Raw genomic sequence first — 373 nt, 5'->3', positions numbered from 1 at the left:
GTGTTTAAACATCTTGAACGCATTGGCAGGGATGAGGCCATAAGGCTTCAATCTGATCGCATTGCTGACAGGCTTGAAGGTCTGGGGATTCCGTCTAGGCGTAAGAAGCAGGATGGCACCTTTTTCAAGGTGGGTTTGCTGTCTGGATTAGCTAAGCAGATGGATGAACAGTTTAGGCATATCATGTTCATTCCTGCTGTTGCTGTTGCTGAGCGTCGCCAGTTGAGGAATGAGCTGACCTATTGGATTGATAACATTCTCCCGAATAAGGGGAAGTATCTGCGGTACATGGTTATCACCTGCGGTGAGAACGTCCGCATATATGATGACCTCAAGGCGGAGCATAGGAAATGGACACGCAAGCTCTCTGATT

Annotated in this window: 1 protein-coding gene; it reads left to right on the top strand. The window is 48.0% G+C overall.

Annotated features, from left to right (window positions below):
- Nucleotides 1-373 (top strand): hypothetical protein (locus tag KP705_RS19260; RefSeq protein WP_215765473.1); only part of this gene is annotated, 373 nt, incomplete at both ends.

The organism is Gluconobacter sp. P1D12_c (genome assembly GCF_018812105.1).
In the GTDB taxonomy this organism is placed as follows: Bacteria; Pseudomonadota; Alphaproteobacteria; order Acetobacterales; family Acetobacteraceae; genus Gluconobacter; species Gluconobacter oxydans_A.
The sequence above is the reverse complement of the archived record's forward strand: the minus strand, read 5'-3'. Positions and strand labels throughout refer to the sequence as shown.